The organism is Xanthobacter pollutisoli (assembly GCF_040044995.1).
Lineage (GTDB): Bacteria > Pseudomonadota > Alphaproteobacteria > Rhizobiales > Xanthobacteraceae > Xanthobacter.
Genome location: NZ_JBDZDP010000008.1, coordinates 144077 through 163845, shown reverse-complemented (window position 1 = coordinate 163845; position 19769 = coordinate 144077). Strand labels below are relative to the sequence as shown.

Sequence of the window (19769 nt, the reverse complement as noted above, 5' to 3'; positions counted from 1 at the left end):
GGCCGCCCGGCGGTGCTCACTTCCGGCTCACTTGCAGCTCACTTGCGGCTCACTTTGGGGCGCAGCACGCTGCGGGTGAAGTCGGAGGCGATCTTGTCTATGGGGAGTCGGCCGCCGGGCCGGTACCACTCGCCGGCCCAGTTCACCGCGCCCAGCAGCAGCAGCCGCACGGCGTCCTCCGAGGCGTCGTCCGGCAGCAGGCCGGCGCGGGCGGCCTCGGCGACGATCTCGCTCCAGATGGCCTCGTAGTCGCGGCGCGCCTTGCGGCAGCCCTCGCGCACGTTCTTAGGCAGGAAGGTGAAGGCGCGGATGCTGGCCGAGGTGTAGTCGGAATGCTGGAGCGAGGAGAGCAGGTGCCCGCGGATCGCCGCCTCCAGGCGGACCACGGGCCCGGCATCGGCGGGCAAGGCGGCGAGCTCCGCCTCCACCGCCTCGTGCACCACCCGCACGCCCTCGTTGACCACCTGCTGAACGATGGCGTCCTTCGACGGATAGTGATGGTAGATGCTGCCGCCCTTGATGCCGACGGCCTGGGCGATGGCGCGGACCGTGGTGGCCTCGTAGCCCTTCTCGCGCAGCAGCCGGGCGGTGGCGTCGAGGATCTGCTTCGCCGCCCCGGTGGCCGGAATGCCGGCCGGCGCCGCGGGCGCGTCCACCTTGGGTGGGGACGTCTTGCGCCTGCGCCGCCCGTCGGCTCCGGTGGTCTCACTCATCCGCTGCTCTTCACGTCCTTGTCCCCGGCGGCGAGCGCGCCCCACGTGGCGTGCGCCGGCCGGCTGCGCCGCATCAGGAGCCGCGCGGACCCCGATTGCACCAGTGTGCCGTTCTGATCAAGCATGTTGAAGGCGAGGCCCACGAGCCCGAGCTCGGGATCGCGCACGTCGCGGGCCTCGCTCACCGTGATCTCCGCCCGCACCGTGTCGCCAGGCCGCACCGGCGCCTTGAAGTCCCAGGCGACGCCGAGGAGCGCCACCACTGTCCCGTCGATGAGGTCGAGGCGGGAGGCGAGGCCGAAGGCCATGCCGATGCCCATGGGCCCGTGCGCGATGCGCCCGCCGAACGGCGTCTGGCGGGCAAACTCCTCGTCGCAATGCACCGGGTTGAAGTCGCCGGTCAGGCAGGCGAAGCCGACGATGTCGGCCTCGGTGATGGTGCGGCCGGGGGTGACGAAACGTTGCCCCACCTCAAACTCGCCGAAAACGCGACCCATCACGCCTGCTCCCCTGGCTGCGGCGCGAACGCCGGCTTGCGCTTCTCTACGAAGGCCGCCATCCCCTCGCGCCAGTCCGCGCTGTCCACCAGCGCCGACAGCGCCTCGATCCCGAACCGCCGGGCGCTGCGCAGATCCACGTCGCCCGCGAGGTGGACCGAGGCCTTGCACTGGCCGAGCGCCAGCGGGCTCAGCTGCATCAGCGCCTCGGCCAAAGCGAAGCTCTCCGCCTCGATCCGGTCGGCCGGCACCACGCGGTAGGCGAGGCCGCTCGCGGCCGCTTCCGCCGCCTCCACGTGGCGGGCAAGCAGGATCCATTCCAGCGCCTTGCCGCGGCCGATGAAGCGCGCCAGCTTCTGCACCCCGCCGGCGCCGGGCGTCGCGCCGAGCTTCGCCTCGGGCAGGCCGACGCGGGCGGTGTCGGCGAAGATGCGGAAATCGCACGCCAGCGCCAGCTCGAAGCCGCCGCCCATGGCATAGCCGTTGATGCCGGCGATCACCGGGATGCCGATGGCCTCGATGCGGTCAAACAACCGCGCGATGCGGTCGAAATAGCGGTCGCGCGTATCGAAGCGCTCGCGGAAGATGGCGTCCGGCCCCGCGAAATACTTCAGATGCGCGCCGCAGCAGAAGGCGCGGCCGCTTCCGGTGATGACGAGCACGCGGCTCTTCGCGTCGAGGGCCGCATCCATGGCGCGGTCCAGCTCCGCGATGAGCGGCAGGCTCAACGTGTTCATCTCGCTCTCGCGCGTGAGGCGCACGAGCGCGATGCCCGGGCGGGGATGGCTGAGCTCGAGGGTGGAGTAGCTCATTGCGCCGCCTCCGTGCCGTCGCGCAGGTCCTTGCGCCGGATCTTGCCGGTGATGGTCATGGGCAGGCTGCGGCGGAACTCGATCTGCCGCGGGTATTCGTGGCCGGACAGGCGCGACTTGACGTAGGCCTTCACGTCCTCTTCCAGCGCCGCGTCCACCGCCACGTCCTCGCGCGGCACGATGAAGGCCTTCACCACCTCGCCGCGCACCTTGTCCGGGATGCCGATGACCGCGACCATGGCGACCGCGGGATGCTTCATCAGGCAGTCCTCGATCTCGGTGGGACCGATGCGGTAGCCGCCCGAGATGATGACGTCGTCGTTGCGGGCGTGGAACCAGAAGTAGCCTTCCTCGTCCCTGTGTCCGGTGTCGCCGGTGAGCAGCCAGCCGTTGAGGAACTTGTCCTGCGTCGCCTCGGGCCGGTTCCAGTAGCGCAGGAAGAACACCGGGTCCGGCGCCTTCACCGCGATGGTGCCGGTCTCGCCGGGCGGAACCGGATGGCCCTCATCGTCCACCACCTCCAGCACGTGGCCGGGCACAGGCCGGCCCATGGAGCCTTCCTTCAACGTCATGATGGAGGCGCAGTTGGCGACCGTGAGGTTCGCCTCGGTCTGCCCGTAGAATTCGTTCATGGTGAAGCCGAAGGTCTGGCGGCCCCACTCCAGCATCTCCTCGCCCAGGCGCTCGCCGCCGCTGGCGATGGAGCGCATGGAATAGGTGAAGCGCTCGGTGGGGCGCGGCACCTGCCGCATCATCTTGAGCGCCGTGGGCGGCATGAAGGCATTGCGGATGCCATGCCGGCCGATCAGGGCGAAGGCCTCCTCCGGGTCGAACTTCGGCAGCCTTTTGGCCAGCACCGGCACGCCGTGGAACAGGGACGGCAGCAGTACGTCCATCAGCCCGCCAGCCCAGGCCCAGTCTGCCGGCGTCCACATGCGGTCGCCCGGCTGGGGAAAGAAATCGTGCGGCAGTTCCACCCCCGGCAGATGGCCGAGCAGGGTCCGGTGGGCATAGAGCACGCCCTTGGGATTGCCGGTGGTGCCGGAGGTGTAGACGATGATCGCCGGATCCTCCGCCGCTGTCGCGACGCGCGCGTGGTGCGGCGCGCCCTTGGCGAGAAGATCGTCCCACGCCGCGACGCCTGCGCCGGCGGGCGCGTCGATGGAGACGAGGCGCGGCTCGGCGGTGAGCCTGTCGGCGATGCCGAGGAGCTTCTCGATGCCGGCGGCATTGGAGACCACCACCTTCGCCCCGCTGTCGTTGAGGCGATATTCGATCGCCTCGGGGCCGAAGAGGGTGAAGAGCGGCAGCGCCACGGCGCCGATCCGGTAGGCCGCGAGATGAGCGACGACCGTCTCCGGGCACTGCGGCAGCAGGATGCCCAAGCGGTCGCCGCGCTGCATGCCGAGGGCGGTGAGGGCATTGGCCAGCCGGCAGGAGCGCTCCTGCAGCTGCTCGAACGTCATCTGCGCGGTGCCGCTCACCGTCTCGAACATCAAGGCGACCTTGCCCGCGCCCACGTGACGATCGCAGATCGCCTCGGCGATGTTGAAGGAGGGTGGAATCTCCCAGCGGAAATTCGCGCAGACCTCCCCGTAGCTGCGCCCAACCAGCGTCATTTGTTTTTTCCCTTGATCGTCTGCCTAACGCTTGTTAGGCATAGCGCGTTCGCAGAGCGGCGGCAAGCCGACAAGGACCGCGCAATTCACCTCGGGAGGAAAAAACCATGTCCAAATGGCCCTGGATCGCCTTAGTCGCGTCGCTTTGCGTCCCTGCCGCCGCGCATGCCCAGATTTCGGGTGATGTCGTCAAGCTCGGCGTGCTGAATGACCAGTCCGGAATCTACTCAGATCTTTCCGGACAAGGGTCAGTCATCGCCGCACGCATGGCGGTGGAAGATTTCGGCGGCAAGGTGCTGGGCAAGCCCATCGAGGTCATCTTCGCCGACCATCAGAACAAGCCGGACGTGGGCTCCACCACGGCCAGCCGCTGGTACGACGTGGAGAATGTGGACGCCATCGTCGACGTGCCGGTCTCCTCGGTCGCCCTCGCGGTGCAGGACGTGGCGCGCCAGCGCAAGCGCATCGTGCTGTTCTCCGCCGCCGGCACCTCGGACCTCACCGGCAAGGCCTGCTCGCCCTTCGGAACCCAGTGGACCTTCGACAGCATCGCGCTGGCCAAGGGCACCGCCTCGGCGGTGACCAAGTCGGGCGGCGACAGCTGGTTCTTCATCACCGCGGACTACGCCTTCGGCACCGCCATGGAGGCCGACGCCAAGCGCTATATCGGCGACAACGGCGGCAAGGTGCTGGGTAGCGTGCGCCATCCCCAGGGCACCACGGACTTCTCTTCCTTCCTGCTCCAGGCCCAGTCCTCCAAGGCGAAGGTGGTGGGGCTGGCCAATGCCGGCAACGACACCATCAACGCCATCAAGGGCGCCTCGGAATTCGGCATCACCCGCGGCGGGCAGAAGCTCGCCGCCATGCTGATCTTCCTCTCCGACATCCATTCCCTCGGGCTCGGTGTCTCCCAGGGGCTGAACCTCACCGAGAGCTTCTACTGGGACCTCAACGACGGCACGAGGACGTGGTCGAAGCGCTTCGGCGAGCGCATGGGCGGGCGGATGCCGACCATGGTGCACGCCGGCGTCTACAGCGCCGTCACCCATTATCTGAAGGCCATCCAGGCGGCCGGGACCGACGATGCGGAAAAGGTCGCCGCGAAGATGCAGGAGCTGAAGGTGTCCGACCCCATCCTGCCCTCCGCCGAGGTGCGCAAGGACGGTCGTGTGCTGCGGCCCTACTACCTCTTCGAGGTGAAGAGCCCAGCCGAATCCAAGAAGCCCTACGACTATTACAAGCTGGTGCGCGAGATCCCCGCCGAGGAGGCCGCCCGCCCGCTGAGCGAGAGCCCCTGCCCGCTGGTGAAGTGAGGCGGGCGCGTTCGATCCGGCTGGCCGCGGTACGGCCGCCCAATCCTGGAGCATGGCGAGATGCCGGTGATTGAAAGTTCGGTGCAGCGGGGTCCCGCGTTCGAGGAGAATGCCATCCTCTACGCGGACCTCCTCGCGACCCTGCGGGAGCGCCATCGGCTCGTGGCGGAAGGCGGCGGCGAGCGGCTGCGCCACCGCCATGAGGAGCGCGGCAAGATTCCGGTGCGCCGGCGCATCGACAGCCTGCTCGACCCGTTCGCGCCATTCCTCGAACTCTCCCCCCTCGCCGCCTGGGGCCTCTACAAGGGCGAGGTGCCGGCGGCGGGCATCGTCACCGGCATCGGCATGGTGTCCGGCGTGCCGTGCATGATCATCGCCAACGACGCCACCGTGAAGGGCGGCTCCTTCTTCCACGAGACGGTCAAAAAGCACCTTCGGGCGCAGGAGATCGCGTTCGAGAGCCACCTGCCATGCATCTACCTGGTGGATTGCGGCGGCGCCTTCTTGCCTGAGCAGGATCGGGTGTTTCCCGACAAGGACCATTTCGGCGGCACCTTCTATCAGCAGTGCCGCATGTCGGCGGCGGGCCTGCCGCAGATCTCCGCGGTGTTCGGCGGCTGCACCGCCGGCGGCGCCTATATTCCCGCCCTCTCCGACGAGGTGGTGATGGTGCGCGGCACCGGACGCATCCATCTCGGTGGCCCGCCCATCGTGAAGGCCGCCATCAACGAGATCGTGGACGGGGAAACCCTCGGCGGCGCCGACATGCACACCCAGGTGTCGGGCGTCAGCGACTATCTCGCCCACAACGAGCTGGAGGCGTTGGCGAAGATCCGCGACATCGTCGCCGCGCTGAACTGGCCGGCGCCGGCCGCCTCGCGCGGCCGGCCGGCGGTTCCCCCGCGCCTTGATCCGGCGGAGATCCCCGGCATCGTCGGCGTCGACCTCAAGCGCCCGTTCGACGTGCGCGAGATCATCGCCCGCATGGTGGACGACAGCGAGTTCCAGGAGTTCAAGCCGTCCTACGGATCGACGCTGGTGTGCGGCTTCGCCTGGATCCACGGCGAGCCGGTGGGCATCCTGGCCAACAACGGCGTCCTGTTCTCCGAGGCGGCGCTGAAGGGCGCGCACTTCATCGAGCTGTGCGACCAGCGGCGCATCCCGCTCCTGTTCCTCCAGAACATCACCGGCTTCATGGTGGGCACCGACGCCGAGCGGGGCGGCATCGCCAAGCATTCCGCCAAGCTGGTCTATGCGGTCTGCAACGCCCGGGTGCCGCGCTACACCGTCATCATCGGCGGCTCCTACGGCGCCGGCAATTACGGCATGTGCGGCCGGGGCTTCCAGCCGCGCTTCCTGTTCTCCTGGCCCAACGCCCGCATCGCCACCATGAGCCCCGACGTGGCGGCTACGGTGGTCACCGAGCTCAGGCGCGGCAGCCTCACCCGCGGCGGCGCCGGCGAGGCCGAGCTCGCCGCCCTCGACCAGGCGACGCGAGCCCAGTTCGACGAGCAGAGCACGCCCTATTACGCGACCGCGCGTTTGTGGGACGACGGCATCATCGAGCCGCAGCAGACCCGCGACGTCATCGGCCTGTGCCTCGCCCTCGCCGCGCGCGAGACCGCGCTGCCGGCGCAAAGCCCCGTCTACCGGATGTGACCCTCATGTTTGAGAGCGTACTGATCGCCAACCGCGGCGAGATCGCCGTCCGCATCATGCGGACCTGCCGCCGGCTCGGCATCCGCACCATCGCGGTCTATTCCGATGCGGACCGCGACGCCTGCCATGTGCGCGCCGCCGACGAGGCCGTGCGCATCGGACCGCCGGCCGCCCGCGACAGCTATCTCGATCTCGGCGCCATCATGGCCGCCGCCCGCCGCACGGGGGCGGAGGCGATCCATCCCGGCTACGGCTTCCTGTCGGAAAAGCCCGAGCTCGCCGCCGCCTGCGCCGCGGCCGGCATCGCCTTCGTCGGTCCGTCGGCGCAGGCCATCGCCGCCATGGGTCCGAAGATCGGCTCCAAGCGCCTCGCCGCGCAGGCCGGCGTGCCGAGCGTGCCCGGCTACATGGGCGACGACCAGTCCGACGCCCGCCTCGCCGCCGAGGCGCTGAAGATCGGCCTGCCGGTGATGGTGAAGGCCTCCGCCGGCGGCGGCGGCAAGGGCATGCGCCGCGTCACCTCCGAGGCGGAGCTTCCCGTCGCCATCCAGCTCGCCCGCCGCGAGGCGGAGGCCGCGTTCGGCGATCCCTCTCTGCTCATCGAGAAGCTGGTGCAGCGCCCGCGGCATCTGGAGGTGCAGGTGGCGGGCGACCGGCACGGCGCCGTGGTCCACCTGTTCGAGCGCGACTGCTCCATCCAGCGCAACAACCAGAAGCTGGTGGAGGAGGCGCCGGCGCCGAGCCTCGATCCGGCGGTGCGGGAGAAGCTGCTGACGCGCGGCGTCGCCCTCGCCCGGGCCATCGGCTACGACAATCTCGGCACGGTGGAGTTCATCCTGGAGGACGGCCAGGACGAGCCCTGGTTCCTGGAGATGAACACCCGCCTGCAGGTGGAGCATCCCGTCACCGAGTTCATCACCGGCCTCGACCTGGTGGAATGGCAGCTGCGCATCGCCGCCGGCGAGCCTTTGCCGCTTGCGCAGGAGGCGATCACCGCCACCGGCCACGCCATCGAGGCGCGCGTCACCACCGAGCGGGTCGATCAGGGCTTCAGGCCGGACATCGGCCCCATCCTCGCCTATCGTGAGCCGGCCGGCGTGCGGGTGGACAGCGGCGTCGCCGCCGGCAGCGCGGTGACGCAATTCTACGATTCCATGGTGGCGAAGGTGATCGCCTCCGGACGCGACCGCGACGCCGCGCGCACGCGCCTGTCGAGTGCGTTGCGCCGCTTCGCGCTGATGGGCCCGGCAACGACGCTCGAATTCGTCGCCGACTGCCTCGACCATCCCATCTTCGCGGAGGGACGGGCCACCACGCGCTTCATCGACGAAGCCTTCCCCGAGGGCTGGCAGCCCGCAGCCGGCGACGTGCGCCTCGCCAGCGCCATCGCCGCCCTTCTGGTGTCCCTGGACGGCGCGGCGCCCGCCGCGGCGGATGCGTGGGGGCGCCTCGCCGGCTTCCGCCTGCTGGCGCCGGCCGGGGTCGCCGCCGAGGCACATTTCCGCGTCGGCGCGCCCGGCGGCGAAATGGCCGAGGTCTCCCTCGTCCATCTGGCGGATGGCCGGGCGCGGGTGCGCGACGCCGAGGGCGAGATGACCCTCGCCATCCGCCGCGACGGCGACGAGCTGGAGGTGGAGGCCGACGGCGAGGTGTTCCACGCCATCGCCCATCGCGCGGGTCCTCGCGTGTACCTCCTGGTGCGCGGCCGAACCCACCAGATCGACGTGCTGTCGGCCGCCGAGGCGGCCTCGGGCGGCGCCGGCGCGGGCGGCGGGACGGGGGCGTTGCGCTCGCCCATGCCGGGCGTGGTGAGCGAGGTGAAGGTCGCGGTGGGCGACAAGGTCGCCGCCGGCTCCGAGGTGCTGGTGCTGGAATCCATGAAGCTGTTCATGTCGCTCGCCGCCGATGTGGCCGGCACGGTGTCCGAGGTGGGCTGCCGGCCGGGCGAAACGGTGCAGAACGGCCAGCTGCTCCTTGTCATCGAGCCGGAGCCGACCTGATGGCCGCGCGCCCGGCGGAAGCCTCGACAGCCCTCATCACCGGCGGCACCTCGGGCATCGGCCTCGCCACCGCCCTGCGGTTTGCCGCCATGGGCCACCGGGTCGTGCTCAACGGCCGCAACGTCGAGCGTGGCGCCGACGCCGTTGCGCGGGTGCGCGCGGCCACGCCCGGCGCCGAGGTCTACATGGTCGCCGCCGATGTCTCGCAGGCCGCGGGTGCCGCGCATCTGGTGGAGCGCGCGGCCAGCCTCCTCGGCGGGCGGATCGGCGTGCTGGTGAATGCGGCGGGGGGCGATTTCGTGCCCCAGCTGTTCAAGGACGCGAGCCTTGAGACCCTCGACGCCATCGTCCGCCACTGGCTTTTGTCCACGGCCTTCTGCTGCCGGGCGGCGCTGCCGCACCTGGGTCCGGGCAGCGCCATCGTCAACGTCGCCTCGGACGCGGCGAAGGTGCCGACGCCGGGCGAGGCCATCATCGGCGGCGCCATGGCCGGCATCGCCATGTTCTCGCGCACCCTCGCCATGGAGGCGAAGCGCGACGGCATAAGGGTGAACGTGGTGACGCCCTCTCTGGTGCTGGACACCCTCACCCACGCCCGGGTGACGGCCGACGGCTTCAGCGCGCGCCTGTTCGAGAAGGCGGTGGCCATGGCCCATCTCGGCCTGCCGGGACCCGACGACGTGGCGGCGCTGGTCTGCTTCCTCGCCGGCCCCGAAGCGGCGCACATCACGGGACAGGTGGTGAGCGTGAACGGCGGCATCTCGGCCGGCTGACCCGGCCGGCTTCTCTTTAAAACAGCACCGGGAGGACGATCGTGGCAGGTCTTTACTTCGAGGAATTCTCGGTGGGTCAGGTGTTCGCCCACGCCATCACCCGAACGGTGACCGAATACGACAACGTGAGCTTCAGCTGCCTGACCATGAATCCGCAGCCGCTGCACATCGACCGCCATTTCGCCGCGCGCACCGAATTCGGCCAGCCGCTGGTGAACAGCCTGTTCACGCTCGGCGTGATGATCGGCATCTCGGTGGCGGACACCACGCTGGGCACTACCGTCGCCAATCTCGGCATGACCGACGTGGTTTTCCCCAAGCCCCTGTTCCAGGGCGATACGATTCGCGTGGAGACCACCGTCCTCTCGGTGCGCGACAGCGCATCGCGGCCTGCCGCCGGGATCGTCGAGTTCCGCCACGCGGCCTTCAACCAGGATGGCATGGAGGTCGCCACCTGCCGGCGCCACGCCCTCATGCATCGCCACCCGCAGAGCCGGACCGCATGAGCCCGCGCGCCTACCTCTTCGTTCCCGGCAACGCGCCCGCCAAGATGGAGAAGGCGGCGGCGGGACCCGCCGACGCCGTCATCCTCGACCTCGAGGATTCGGTCGCCCCCGAGGCCAAGGACGCGGCGCTGGATGCAACCTGCGCCTTCCTGCACGCCGCGGGCGAGGGGGCGCGCGGCCGCTACTGGGTGCGCGTCAATGCCACCGAGCCGGCGCGCGCGCTCAGGGAAGTGGCGCGGCTCCCCCTTGAGGCCCTCGCCGGTCTCATGATCCCCAAGCTGTCGGCGCTGGAGCGCCTCCTGCCGGTGGCCCATGCCCTCGATGCGCTGGAGGCGCGGGACGGGCTTGAAGCCGGCGCGGTCGGGCTTATCGGCATCGTCACCGAGACCGCCGCCGCGCTGCTTGCGGGGGCGGACCTGGGTCGCGGCCATCCCCGCCTGAAAGGCTATTGCTGGGGGGTGGAGGATCTTTCGGCCGACATCGGCCGCCCCCAATGGCCCGAGGCGCCGGAGGCCGCGGCGCGACTGGCGCGGTGCGCTCAGGATTTCTGCCTGCTCGCCGCAACCGCCGCCGGGATCGACGCCATCGATTGTGTCGATACCGACATCCACAACGCGGCGGCGCTGGCTGCGCAAACGCGGCTTGCCGCCCAACTGGGCTTCCGCGGCAAGCTCGCCATCCATCCGGCGCAGGTGGACCCCATCCAAAAGGCCTTCCTGCCCGATCCCGAGAGCCTGACCTGGGCCCGCCAGGTGGTGGAGCTCGCCGAAGCCGGCGGCGGGCGCAGCGCCTTCCAGTTGAACGGGCGCATGATCGACCGTCCCCACATTGCCGCGGCGCGCCGCCTGCTCGGCCGGAACGGCGACTGAGACCGCCGCTGTCGCGGCGCGCGGGGGTGCGATAATCCGGCGCGCCCCAGCGTCTTACCGCCTTCCCGAACGTCGCGCCAAGCGCCGGGAGATGCCCCCGATACCGGTACGGCGCGAAGCTGGGCCGTCTCAGGAACATTCCCAATTTGCGCGCCGTTATGGGCGGATGACGACCACCGCAGACGCCCCCCCGCGTGCCACCCCAGCGCCTCGCGAATCCGACCGTGCCGAGCCCGTGCCGTCCGAACTCGACAGCGTGATGTCGGAGGATGGCCAGCCGATCGAGCCGCCTCCCCCCGACGCCATCGAGCCAGACCCTTCGCTTTCCCCGGAGGAAGTGGAGCGGCTGCGCAAATCCTACCTGCTGACGCGCTTCTGGATCAGCGCGCGCGGCTATTGGGGCGCGAAGGGCGACAAGCTCGCCTGGGTGTTCACCATCGGGCTGTTGCTGCTCATCGTCGCCAACGTCGGCGTGCAGTACGCCATCAACGTGTGGAACCGGGCGATCTTCGACGGCATCGAGAAGCGCGACGCCTCCACCGTCTTCTACCTCACCGCGGTGTTCTTCCCCCTGGCCATCGGCAGCGTGGGGCTCGGTGTGGCGCAGGTCTACGCCCGCATGGGCATGCAGCGGCGCTGGCGCGCCTGGCTTACCAGTGCGGTGGTGTCGCGCTGGCTCACCGCCGGGCGCTACTACCAGTTGAACCTCGTCTCCGGCGACCACAAGAACCCCGAATACCGCATCGCCGAGGATTTGCGCGTCGCGACCGAGGCGCCGGTGGACTTCCTCGCAGGCGTCACTGCCGCCTTCCTGTCGGCGGCGACCTTCATCGTGGTGCTGTGGACCATCGGCGGCGCGCTGACCGTGCATCTCGGCGGCACCGACATCACCATCCCCGGCTTTCTCGTGGTGGCGGCGGTGATCTACGCGGCGATCGCGTCGGGCTCCATCGTGCTCATCGGCCGCCGTTTCGTGGAAGTATCGGAAGAGAAGAACCAGGCGGAAGCGGATTACCGCTACACCCTCACCCGCGTGCGCGAGAACGGCGAGAGCATCGCTTTGCTCGGCGGCGAGCAGGAAGAGCGCGAGGGCATCAACGCCACCTTCTCCCACGTCCTGCGCCACTGGGCGCGTCTTGCCGGCCAATACATGCGCACGACTTTGGTGTCGCAGGGTTCGAGCCTGATCGCGCCGGTGGTGCCGCTGCTCCTGTGCGCGCCGAAATATCTCGAAGGCCAGATGTCCCTGGGCGAAGTGATGCAGGCCGCGTCCGCCTTCACCATCGTGCAGACGGCGTTCGGCTGGCTGGTGGACAATTATCCCCGCCTTGCCGACTGGAACGCCTGCGCCCGCCGCATCGCCTCGCTCATGATGTCCCTCGACGGGCTGGAGCGGGCGGAGAGCGGGGCGGGAATCGGCCGCATCCGGCGCGGCGAAACCGACGGCCACGCCATGCTCACCCTGAAGGATCTCTCGGTGAATCTCGACGACGGCACCGCCGTGGTGGACCAGACCGAAGTGGTCATCGAGCCCGGCGAGCGGCTGCTGGTGGCGGGCGCCTCGGGAAGCGGGAAGAGCACCCTTGTGCGGGCCGTCGCCGGCCTGTGGCCCTGGGGCGGCGGCAGCGTGAATTTCCATCCCGATGCGCGGCTCTTCATGCTGCCGCAGCGTCCCTATGTCCCCTCGGGTACGCTGCGGCGGGCGACGGCCTATCCGGGGGCCGCGGACGACTGGACGGCGGATGAGATCTGCGAGGCCTTGCACAAGGTTGGCCTCGATCACCTGAAGGGCAAGATCGAGGAAGACGCGCCGTGGGACCAGACCCTCTCCGGCGGCGAGAAGCAGCGCTTGGCCTTCGCCCGGCTGCTGCTGCACAAGCCGGATATCATCGTGCTGGACGAGGCGACATCCGCTCTCGACGACACGGGTCAGGACAACATGATGGAGCTGGTCACCACCGCTCTGCCCGAGGCCACCATCATCAGCGTCGCGCACCGCACGGAGCTTGAGGCCTTCCACAGCCGCAAGATCGTGCTGGAACGGCGCAAGGGCGGGGCGAAACTGGTGACAGACATCGAACTGATCCCCCGCCGGGGCAAGCCGAGGCTGCTCGGCCAGCTGCTGAAGCGCAGGTCTGCGCCAAGGGACGGCGCGAAGCGCGAGAGCGCTTGAGGGTTTAGGCTCGGCCAGGGGGCGCGCCGGTCGCACCCCCTGCGCATGGTCAGTCGGGCTTCTTCGCAGGGTCACGCTTTTCGCTGGGCGTCTCCTGCGGCGGCAGTTCACCGTCGAGAGGCGGGGCCTGTCCGCCCACCGCATTGCGCGATCCGGTCTCCGAGCCTTCACCCTTGCGCGGGCCTTTCGGTGCCTCGTCGCACCGCTGCGTGTGATCCGTCATGGCATCCTCCTTCCTTGCGTTTCCATCAAGGACAACGACAGGGGAACGGGGGGAGTTGCACGCCTTGGGAGAAGGGGCCCATCGCGTCGGCTCAAGCAGCCCTTCCGCGCCAGGGCGCGCTGTGTGTCCGCGCTCAGCAGCTCGAAAGGCTTCGCACTTGGGGCCTCCACGACGATTGAATTAAATCTATAAATTCGATTGACATTAGAATGAGGCGGCCGTCATGCTTGGGACACCTGACGGAGAGCGTGATGAGCAAAGCGTCCCTGGAGCCGGCTGCGCCGGACTTTTTCTGGTTCATCCCCACCCATGGCGACGGCGCCTATCTCGGCTCCGAGACGCGCCAGCGGCCGCCGGAATTCGCCTACTTTCGCGAGGTGGCGCAGGCGGTGGACCGGCTCGGCTTCAAGGGGGTGCTGCTCCCCACGGGCCAGAGTTGCGAGGACAGCTGGATCACCGCGGCGGGCCTTGCCACCGCCACCGAACGCCTGAGGTTTCTCGTCGCCTTGCGCCCCGGCGTCACCTCGCCCGCCTTCGCCGCCCGCCAGGCGGCGGCGCTCGACCGGCTCAGCGACGGACGTCTTCTGCTGAATGTGGTGGTGGGCGGCCATCCCGCCGAGCTCGCCGCCGACGGCGTCTTCCTCGAGCATGATGCGCGCTATCGGCAGGCGGCCGAATTCCTCACCATCTGGCGCGCCCTGGTGACGGGAAAGAGCGTCGATTTCTCCGGCCAGTACTACCGCGTCGACCACGGCCGGCTGGACTTCCCGATGGTGCAGTATCCCCATCCGCCCCTGTGGTTCGGCGGCTCTTCCGACGCCGGCCACGATGTCGCCGCCGAGCATGTCACCACCTATCTGTCCTGGGGTGAGCCGCCGCACATCCTGAAGGACAAGCTCGCCGACGTGCAGGCACGCGCGGCGAAGCGCGGCCGCAGGCTGAAGTTCGGCCTGCGCATCCACTTCATCGTCCGCGAGACCGAGGCCGAGGCGTGGGCGGCGGCCGACCGACTCATCTCGCGCATCTCCGACGACCAGATCGAGGCCGCCCAGAAGCGCTTCAAGGTGGAGATGGATTCCGTCGGGCAGGCGCGCATGGCGGCGCTGCTGCCGGGCGACCGCAACAGACTGGAGATCGCGCCCAATCTGTGGGCGGGCATCGGCCTGGTGCGGCGCGGCGCCGGCACAGCGCTGGTGGGCGATCCAACGAGCGTCGCGGCGCGCATTCGCGAATATCAGGACATCGGCATCGAGACCTTCATCGGCTCGGGCTATCCGCACCTGGAGGAGGCCTATCGCGTGGCCGAGCTGCTGTTCCCCGAGCTCGGCATCGACGGGCGCCGCCGCCGCGTCTCCACCGACATCGTCAACGAGTTCGCCGTGGGCTCGCACAGCGCCGAGCGGCGCATCGCTGCCGTCTCCTGAGCCCCGCCCGGAGGATCTGTCCCATGTCGACCCCTCGTCCTGCCGCGCGCCGCGGCCTCTCCCGCCGTGCCCTCTCCCACCGCGTTCTGGCGCGCCTCGCCGTCCTCAGCCTCGCGCTCGGCTCCGCCGTCGCGGCGCTGCCCGCCCGCGCCGAGGGCGTGCTACGCATCGCCCAGCAGTTCGGCACCCTCTACACGCCCTTCCACGTGATGAAGGAGAAGGGGCTCATCGAACAGCACGGAAAGGCGCTCGGCATCGACATCACGGTGGATTGGTCGCGCCTCTCCGGCGGCTCGGCGGTCAACGATGCGCTGCTGGCGGGCAACATCGACATCGCTTCCGCCGGCATCGGGCCCTTCCTCACCCTGTGGGACAAGACCCGAGGCACGGCGCAGGAAGTGAAGGTGGTGGGCGCTTTCGGCGCGCAGCCGAACTTCCTGCTCAGCAACAATCCTGACGTCAAGACCATCAAGGACCTCACTGCCCGCGATCGCATCGCCATGCCGGTGGCCGGCGTCTCGGTGCAGGCGCGCATTCTCCAGCTCGCGGCCGAGCAGGCATTCGGCCCCGGGCAGGCGAAGAAGCTCGACGGCCTGATGGTGACGCTGCCCCATCCCGACGCCACCGCCGCCCTTATCGGCGGTGGCACCGAGATCACCGCGCACCTGTCCAACGCGCCATTCCAGAACCAGGCGCTGAAGGACCCGAAGGTGCACAAGGTGTTCTCCTCCTACGACATCTTCGGCGGCCCGGTGACCCCGACGGTGGCCTATGCGACGGTGAAGTTCCGGCAGGACAATCCGAAGACCTACAAGGCCTTCCTCGATGCCTTCGCCGAAGCCACCCGCTGGGTGGAAGCGCACAAGCAGGAGGCCGCGCAGATCTATGTGAAGGTTGAGCAGTCGAAGCTCGATCCCGCCTTCGTCGCCGAGGTGCTGTCCGATCCCGAGGTGCAGTACACGCTGGTGCCCCTCGGCACCCTGAAGTTCGCGGACTTCATGAACCGCATCGGCGCCATCAAGGCCAAGCCGGCGAGCTTCCGGGACTTCACCTTCGAAGACCTGCACGCCGCCTCCGGCAGCTGAAGGGGGCCCGCGTGACCGTACTTTCCCCGATCCTGCCCCCGGTCGCGCCGGTCGCGCCCCTCGCCGCACTGCCCGTGCTGGAAGCCCGCGGGCTCACGCTGGACTATGGCCACGGCGCCGGCCGCGTCCGCGCGGTGGAGGACGTGAGTTTCACTCTGGCGGAGCGCGAGCGGCTGGTGCTGCTCGGTCCCTCCGGCTGCGGCAAGTCCTCCATCCTCAAGGCACTCGCCGGCTTCCTGAGGCCGGCGGCCGGCACAGTGAGCCGGCGCGGCAAGGCGGTCACCGGCCCGGGCCCGGACCGCATCGTGGTCTTCCAGGAGTTCGACCAGTTGCTGCCGTGGAAGAGCGTGACCGACAACGTCGCCTTCCCGCTGCGCGTCGCCGGCGGCATCGGCCGCGCCGAGGCGCGCGAGCGGGCGCAGGCGGCCCTGGTGAAGGTGGGTCTCGCCCGCGCGCTGGACGCCTATCCCCACACCCTTTCCGGCGGCATGAAGCAGCGCGCCGCCATCGCCCGTGCGCTGGCAGCCGAGCCCGACGTGCTGCTGATGGACGAGCCCTTCGCCGCCCTCGACGCCCTGACCCGCAGAACCCTGCAGGAGGATCTGCTGGCCCTGGCCGAGGCGCAGGGCTTCACGCTGGTCTTCGTCACCCACGCCATCGACGAGGCCGTGCTGGTGGGCACCCGCCTGCATCTGCTCGCCGCCCATCCAGGGCGGACGCTGGCAAGCTTCGATACCGCGGGCCTCGGCCTCGCCCAGCGCGGCACGCCCGCCTTCGAGGCGGTGGTGCGCGACGTGCACGATCTGCTGTTCGCCGATGGAGCGCGGCATGTCTGAGTCCCTCATGTCCGACGGCAGCCTCGCCGGGCGGGCAGGCGCGGGCCTGCGGCTTTCCGCGGGACTGGCGGCGCTCTGGCGGGTCGCGCTGGTGCGCCGGGCGGTGGTGCTCGCCGGGCTCGCGGTCGCGTGGCAGGTGGCGGCGGTCTGGCAGAACAACCCGCTGCTCTTCCCCACTTTCACCGACACCATCTCGGCTCTGGTGGAGGCGCTGGCGCACGAGGACCTGTTGCCGGCCTCCATCGCCTCCGTCACCGTGCTGGCGAAGGGCTACGTGCTGGCGGTGGCGCTGGCGCTCGTCTTCGTCTCGCTCGCCATCGCGGTGCCCTTCCTGAAGGAGGTCCTGCTCACCCTCACGGCCATGTTCAATCCGCTGCCCGCCATCGCCCTGCTGCCCCTCGCCATGCTGTGGCTGGGCCTCGGCGAGGCGAGCCTGCTGCTGGTGATGGTGCATGCGGTGCTCTGGCCCTTCGCCCTCGCGGCCCTCACCGGATTCGAGCAGGTGCCGGAGACGCAGCGCCTCGTGGGCCGCAACTACGGCCTCAAGGGGCCGGCCTATGTGGCGCTGATCCTGATCCCGGCGGCGCTGCCCTCGCTGCTGTCGGGCCTGAAGATCGCCTGGGCCTTCGCCTGGCGCACCCTAATCGCCGCCGAGCTGGTGTTCGGCGTGTCCTCCCGCGCCGGCGGGCTCGGCTGGTTCGTCTACCGCAACCGCAACGAACTGCTCACCGACCGCGTGTTCGCCGGCCTGGTGACGGTGATCGTCATCGGACTCCTCGTGGAGATCCTGTTCCGCCTGGTGGAGCAGCGCACGGTCCTGCGCTGGGGCATGCAGCGCTGATCTCTCGCCCGGCACGTACATCGGCGACGCACGGCCCGGACCTTCTCGCAGCGGCCCCGGCCGTACGCGTCCCGGCGCTCAGCCGGCACGACACGGCGGCGCCTTCCCTTGCCCCCCGGCACGCCCCCTGCTAAGAGCCGCGCCATCCGCGGGCATGCCGCGGCATTCCTCTTTCCAGAACAGACAGGACGGTCCCCCATGGCGATCGAGCGCACCTTCTCGATCATCAAGCCCGACGCGACGCGTCGCAACCTCACCGGCGCCATCAATGCCGTCATCGAGACCGCGGGGCTCGCCATCGTGGCCCAGAAGCGCATCCGCATGACGCGCGAGCAGGCCGAAACCTTCTACGCCGTGCACAAGGAGCGTCCCTTCTTCGGCGACCTCGTGACCTTCATGACCTCCGGCCCGGTGGTGGTCCAGGTGCTCGAAGGCGAGAACGCGGTGGCAAAGTACCGCGATGTGATGGGCGCCACCAATCCGGCCAACGCCGCGGACGGCACCATTCGCAAGCTGTTCGCCGAGTCCATCGAGGCCAATTCCGCCCACGGCTCGGACAGCGTGGACAATGCCAAGGCGGAGATTGCGCAGTTTTTTGCCGGCAACGAGATCGTCGGCTGAGCTCGCTGCGTGCATGAGGATACCGCGGCGCGCGAACGAATTTGTGCGCTGCGGTGTCCAGTTTTTCTTGAGAGCAACCTTCCCGCGGGTTAGCGTGGCCTCAAAATCCAAAATACAGCGCACCAGACGCAGAATACCAGCCCGGTGACGCTGATCTCCTTCTAGGCCCGGGGTAGGAAACATGTCGCTCGATTCACCAGTGCTATGGCTGGCACTCCTTCAGATCATATGGATCAACGTCCTCCTCTCGGGGGACAACGCGGTGGTCATTGCCCTCGCTTGCCGCTCCTTGCCGGAAAAGGCCCGGCGCACGGGCATCGTGCTCGGCGCGGGCGTGGCGGTGGTGCTCCGCATCCTGTTCACCGGCATCGTCGCCACCTTGCTCGCGCTGCCGTGGCTCAAGCTCGTCGGCTCCCTCGCGCTCATGTGGATCGCCGTGGATCTCGCCAGCCCCAATGAGGGCGGAGAGGAGAACATCCAGGCCAGCGACAGCGTGTGGAAGGCGGTGGGCACGGTCGCCGTCGCCGATATCGTCATGAGCCTCGACAATGTGGTGGCCGTGGCCGCCATCGCCGACGGCAACTGGTTCCTGCTGGCGTTCGGCCTCGCCATCTCCATCCCGCTCATCGTCGCCGGCTCGTCGCTGGTGATGGCGCTGATCGACCGCTTCCCGCTTCTGGTGTGGGCCGGCGCGGCGCTGCTCGGCTGGGTGGCTGGCGAGATGCTGCTGGGCGACGTGGCCGTCATCGAGCGGCTGGGCGAGGAGACGACGCACCATCTGCACCGCATCGTGTCCGCCGCCGGCGCAGCCCTCGTGGTAGGGCTCGCTCTGGCTCTGCGGTGGTACAAGCGGCGGTCCCACGCCCACGACGACGCGGCTGCCTAACCGCATACCCGCGCGGGCAACCGCGCAGCAAAGGGGCCGGGCGGCCCCTTTTTCTTACCCCTAAGTTGACGTAACGTAAGTATAATTCCGGGTCTGGCGTTACCCAACGGAAGTAATCTCATAGCCTTGCCTGCTGCGCAAGGCATTCGCTCTGCACAGCACGGAGTGCTCGATGGACCTTACCGCCCCGACCTTCTGGGTCGCCCTGCTTCAGATCATATGGATCGACCTGCTCCTGTCCGGCGACAACGCGGTCGTGATCGCCCTCGCCTGCCGCTCGCTGCCGCCGAACCAGCGCAAGTGGGGCATCCTGCTCGGCGCCGGCGCGGCGGTGGGCCTGCGCATCCTGTTCGCCCTCGCCGTCTCCTATCTCCTCGGCATCCCCTTCCTGAAGGTGGTGGGCGGCCTGCTACTGTTCTGGATCGCCATCAAGCTCGTCACCGACAATGACGGCGAAGCCCATGAGGTGGAGGCCTCCGACAGCCTGTGGAAGGCGGTGCGCACCATCGCCATCGCCGATGCCGTGATGAGCCTCGACAATGTGGTGGCCATCGCCGCGGCGGCGCGCGGCCATTGGGAGCTGTTCGTCTTCGGCCTGCTGCTCACCATCCCGCTCATCATCTTCGGCTCGCAGCTGCTGCTCAGCCTGCTCACCCGCTTCCCCATCCTCATCTGGGCCGGCGCGGCGCTGCTCGGCTGGATCGCGGGTGAGATGCTGGTGGGCGACGTGATGGCGCTGAACTACCTCCAGCACCTGGACCCGTCCCTGGTGAAGGTGGACGAGCACGGCATGCACCCGGCGGCGCTGCCGCACTATCTCGCGAGCGTCGTGGGCGCCACCGTGGTGCTGACCGCAGGCTACATCCTGCGCAACCGCGCCCGGACGGCCGAGGCGGGCCACGGCGCCTGAGTCTCTGCG

General features: G+C 69.3%; 19 protein-coding genes. 14 read left to right on the top strand and 5 right to left on the bottom strand.

Annotation, left to right across the window (positions count from 1 at the left end):
• Positions 1-38: 38 nt before the first annotated feature.
• The 4 genes from ABLE93_RS16690 to ABLE93_RS16675 are packed head-to-tail and all read right to left on the bottom strand — an operon-like array spanning position 39 to position 3641.
• The gene (locus ABLE93_RS16690) at positions 39-713 is read right to left on the bottom strand and encodes a TetR/AcrR family transcriptional regulator (RefSeq protein ID WP_348840975.1); all 675 of its coding nucleotides are present in this window, start codon (positions 711-713) and stop codon (positions 39-41) included.
• Positions 710-1210 (bottom strand): MaoC/PaaZ C-terminal domain-containing protein, encoded by a 501-nt coding sequence (locus tag ABLE93_RS16685; RefSeq protein ID WP_348840974.1) that lies wholly within the window; start codon positions 1208-1210, stop codon positions 710-712. Before ABLE93_RS16685 ends, ABLE93_RS16690 begins: the two co-directional genes overlap by 4 nt.
• Positions 1210-2022, bottom strand: coding sequence for an enoyl-CoA hydratase/isomerase family protein (locus tag ABLE93_RS16680; protein WP_348840973.1), 813 nt, complete (start codon positions 2020-2022; stop codon positions 1210-1212). The genes ABLE93_RS16685 and ABLE93_RS16680 overlap by 1 nt, the downstream gene beginning before the upstream one ends.
• Positions 2019-3641, bottom strand: coding sequence for an acyl-CoA synthetase (locus tag ABLE93_RS16675; RefSeq protein ID WP_348840972.1), 1623 nt, complete (start codon positions 3639-3641; stop codon positions 2019-2021). Before ABLE93_RS16675 ends, ABLE93_RS16680 begins: the two co-directional genes overlap by 4 nt.
• 107 nt (positions 3642-3748) lie before the next feature.
• On the opposite strand from ABLE93_RS16675, the gene ABLE93_RS16670 reads away from it, so the two are divergent.
• The 7 genes from ABLE93_RS16670 (at position 3749) to ABLE93_RS16640 (ending at position 12934) form a co-directional block, all read left to right on the top strand.
• The gene (locus tag ABLE93_RS16670) at positions 3749-4954 is read left to right on the top strand and encodes an ABC transporter substrate-binding protein (RefSeq protein ID WP_348840971.1); all 1206 of its coding nucleotides are present in this window, start codon (positions 3749-3751) and stop codon (positions 4952-4954) included.
• Positions 4955-5014: 60 nt separating this feature from the next.
• On the top strand, positions 5015-6613 hold the full coding sequence (locus ABLE93_RS16665; protein ID WP_348840970.1) for an acyl-CoA carboxylase subunit beta: 1599 nt from the start codon (positions 5015-5017) through the stop codon (positions 6611-6613).
• 5 nt (positions 6614-6618) lie between these two features.
• On the top strand, positions 6619-8613 hold the full coding sequence (locus ABLE93_RS16660; RefSeq protein WP_348840969.1) for an acetyl/propionyl/methylcrotonyl-CoA carboxylase subunit alpha: 1995 nt from the start codon (positions 6619-6621) through the stop codon (positions 8611-8613).
• Positions 8613-9386, top strand: a complete 774-nt coding sequence (locus ABLE93_RS16655) for an SDR family NAD(P)-dependent oxidoreductase (protein WP_348840968.1) — start codon at positions 8613-8615, stop codon at positions 9384-9386. Before ABLE93_RS16660 ends, ABLE93_RS16655 begins: the two co-directional genes overlap by 1 nt.
• A 41-nt stretch (positions 9387-9427) precedes the next feature.
• Positions 9428-9892 (top strand): MaoC family dehydratase, encoded by a 465-nt coding sequence (locus tag ABLE93_RS16650; RefSeq protein ID WP_348840967.1) that lies wholly within the window; start codon positions 9428-9430, stop codon positions 9890-9892.
• On the top strand, positions 9889-10761 hold the full coding sequence (locus ABLE93_RS16645; RefSeq protein ID WP_348840966.1) for an HpcH/HpaI aldolase/citrate lyase family protein: 873 nt from the start codon (positions 9889-9891) through the stop codon (positions 10759-10761). Before ABLE93_RS16650 ends, ABLE93_RS16645 begins: the two co-directional genes overlap by 4 nt.
• Positions 10762-11020: 259 nt before the next feature.
• The gene (locus ABLE93_RS16640) at positions 11021-12934 is read left to right on the top strand and encodes an ABC transporter ATP-binding protein/permease (RefSeq protein ID WP_348841030.1); all 1914 of its coding nucleotides are present in this window, start codon (positions 11021-11023) and stop codon (positions 12932-12934) included.
• A 49-nt stretch (positions 12935-12983) separates the two neighbouring features.
• On the opposite strand, the gene ABLE93_RS16635 is transcribed toward ABLE93_RS16640, so the two are convergent.
• Complete coding sequence (locus ABLE93_RS16635) at positions 12984-13157, bottom strand: hypothetical protein (protein WP_348840965.1); 174 nt, start codon at positions 13155-13157, stop codon at positions 12984-12986.
• Positions 13158-13408: 251 nt separating this feature from the next.
• On the opposite strand from ABLE93_RS16635, the gene ssuD reads away from it, so the two are divergent.
• The 7 genes from ssuD (at position 13409) to ABLE93_RS16600 (ending at position 19760) form a co-directional block, all read left to right on the top strand.
• Positions 13409-14581, top strand: a complete 1173-nt coding sequence (ssuD, locus tag ABLE93_RS16630) for an FMNH2-dependent alkanesulfonate monooxygenase (RefSeq protein WP_348840964.1) — start codon at positions 13409-13411, stop codon at positions 14579-14581.
• Positions 14582-14604: 23 nt separating this feature from the next.
• A complete protein-coding gene (locus ABLE93_RS16625; RefSeq protein ID WP_348840963.1) occupies positions 14605-15666 on the top strand; it encodes an ABC transporter substrate-binding protein in 1062 nt (353 codons plus the stop codon).
• Positions 15667-15677: 11 nt separating this feature from the next.
• A complete protein-coding gene (locus tag ABLE93_RS16620; protein WP_348840962.1) occupies positions 15678-16502 on the top strand; it encodes an ABC transporter ATP-binding protein in 825 nt (274 codons plus the stop codon).
• Complete coding sequence (locus ABLE93_RS16615; RefSeq protein ID WP_348840961.1) at positions 16495-17343, top strand: ABC transporter permease; 849 nt, start codon at positions 16495-16497, stop codon at positions 17341-17343. Before ABLE93_RS16620 ends, ABLE93_RS16615 begins: the two co-directional genes overlap by 8 nt.
• Before the next feature lie 198 nt (positions 17344-17541).
• Positions 17542-17964, top strand: a complete 423-nt coding sequence (ndk, locus tag ABLE93_RS16610) for a nucleoside-diphosphate kinase (protein WP_348840960.1) — start codon at positions 17542-17544, stop codon at positions 17962-17964.
• A gap of 181 nt (positions 17965-18145) precedes the next feature.
• Positions 18146-18850, top strand: coding sequence for a TerC family protein (locus ABLE93_RS16605; protein ID WP_348840959.1), 705 nt, complete (start codon positions 18146-18148; stop codon positions 18848-18850).
• 172 nt (positions 18851-19022) lie between these two features.
• Positions 19023-19760, top strand: a complete 738-nt coding sequence (locus tag ABLE93_RS16600; protein WP_348840958.1) for a TerC family protein — start codon at positions 19023-19025, stop codon at positions 19758-19760.
• Positions 19761-19769: the final 9 nt, after the last annotated feature.

Excerpts from the sequence above, each read along its gene's own strand:
- ABLE93_RS16690 (WP_348840975.1), bottom strand. The coding sequence starts at position 713 with ATGAGTGAGACCACCGGAGCCGACGGGCGGCGCAGGCGCAAGACGTCC.
- ABLE93_RS16685 (WP_348840974.1), bottom strand. The coding sequence starts at position 1,210 with ATGGGTCGCGTTTTCGGCGAGTTTGAGGTGGGGCAACGTTTCGTCACC.
- ABLE93_RS16680 (WP_348840973.1), bottom strand. The coding sequence starts at position 2,022 with ATGAGCTACTCCACCCTCGAGCTCAGCCATCCCCGCCCGGGCATCGCG.
- ABLE93_RS16675 (WP_348840972.1), bottom strand. The coding sequence starts at position 3,641 with ATGACGCTGGTTGGGCGCAGCTACGGGGAGGTCTGCGCGAATTTCCGC.
- ABLE93_RS16670 (WP_348840971.1), top strand. The coding sequence starts at position 3,749 with ATGTCCAAATGGCCCTGGATCGCCTTAGTCGCGTCGCTTTGCGTCCCT.
- ABLE93_RS16665 (WP_348840970.1), top strand. The coding sequence starts at position 5,015 with ATGCCGGTGATTGAAAGTTCGGTGCAGCGGGGTCCCGCGTTCGAGGAG.
- ABLE93_RS16660 (WP_348840969.1), top strand. The coding sequence starts at position 6,619 with ATGTTTGAGAGCGTACTGATCGCCAACCGCGGCGAGATCGCCGTCCGC.
- ABLE93_RS16655 (WP_348840968.1), top strand. The coding sequence starts at position 8,613 with ATGGCCGCGCGCCCGGCGGAAGCCTCGACAGCCCTCATCACCGGCGGC.
- ABLE93_RS16645 (WP_348840966.1), top strand. The coding sequence starts at position 9,889 with ATGAGCCCGCGCGCCTACCTCTTCGTTCCCGGCAACGCGCCCGCCAAG.
- ABLE93_RS16640 (WP_348841030.1), top strand. The coding sequence starts at position 11,021 with ATGTCGGAGGATGGCCAGCCGATCGAGCCGCCTCCCCCCGACGCCATC.
- ABLE93_RS16635 (WP_348840965.1), bottom strand. The coding sequence starts at position 13,157 with ATGACGGATCACACGCAGCGGTGCGACGAGGCACCGAAAGGCCCGCGC.
- ssuD (WP_348840964.1), top strand. The coding sequence starts at position 13,409 with ATGAGCAAAGCGTCCCTGGAGCCGGCTGCGCCGGACTTTTTCTGGTTC.
- ABLE93_RS16625 (WP_348840963.1), top strand. The coding sequence starts at position 14,605 with ATGTCGACCCCTCGTCCTGCCGCGCGCCGCGGCCTCTCCCGCCGTGCC.
- ABLE93_RS16615 (WP_348840961.1), top strand. The coding sequence starts at position 16,495 with ATGTCTGAGTCCCTCATGTCCGACGGCAGCCTCGCCGGGCGGGCAGGC.
- ndk (WP_348840960.1), top strand. The coding sequence starts at position 17,542 with ATGGCGATCGAGCGCACCTTCTCGATCATCAAGCCCGACGCGACGCGT.
- ABLE93_RS16605 (WP_348840959.1), top strand. The coding sequence starts at position 18,146 with ATGTCGCTCGATTCACCAGTGCTATGGCTGGCACTCCTTCAGATCATA.
- ABLE93_RS16600 (WP_348840958.1), top strand. The coding sequence starts at position 19,023 with ATGGACCTTACCGCCCCGACCTTCTGGGTCGCCCTGCTTCAGATCATA.